The organism is Mesorhizobium sp. PL10 (assembly GCF_053714315.1).
On sequence record NZ_JBSKBR010000192.1, the window covers coordinates 1 to 521 of the forward strand.

The following is a 521-nucleotide window of genomic DNA, read 5'->3' on the forward strand; positions in this document are numbered from 1 at the left end:
AGAGGGTGAGTGACGGTTCCAACAGGAGCGGTGCTCGGTCGAGATGCAAAGACGTTGAAATCGTCTTGAGGAATGGCCGCCTACTGAGAATTGCAGCGGACATGGATCTCGAAGTGCTATCGTCGCTTGTCGCTTGTGTGGAGGCGGCATGATCGGGCCTTCGGGAAATGTGCGGGTTTATCTGGCCTGCGGAGTGACCGACATGCGGCGTGGCATTGATGGACTGTCGGCGCTCGTTGAGACGGTTATCAAGGAGGCGCCAGGTTCCGGCGTAATCTTCGGCTTCCGCGGAAAACGCGCTGATCGGATCAAACTTTTATGGTGGGATGGCCAAGGGTTCTGCCTATTTTACAAAATTTTGGAACGCGGATACTTTCCCTGGCCGACGGCGAAAGATGGGGTTGCGCATCTGACGCAAGCGCAGTTGTCGATGCTTGTTGAGGGGATCGACTGGCGCCGACCTGCGTGGACTTCCGCTCCCGGTCGAACGGGTTAAAAGCTATATTTTGCAAGGACATCCG

General features: G+C 56.0%; 1 protein-coding gene. It reads left to right on the forward strand.

Going from position 1 to position 521, the window contains the following annotated elements; genetic code table 11:
• Nucleotides 1-148: 148 nt before the first annotated feature.
• The gene (gene tnpB, locus ACWGTO_RS33810; protein WP_454578996.1) at nucleotides 149-496 is read left to right on the forward strand and encodes an IS66 family insertion sequence element accessory protein TnpB; all 348 of its coding nucleotides are present in this window, start codon (nucleotides 149-151) and stop codon (nucleotides 494-496) included.
• The last annotated feature ends 25 nt before the right edge of the window (nucleotides 497-521 follow it).

Excerpts from the sequence above, each read along its gene's own strand:
- tnpB (WP_454578996.1), top strand. The coding sequence starts at position 149 with ATGATCGGGCCTTCGGGAAATGTGCGGGTTTATCTGGCCTGCGGAGTG.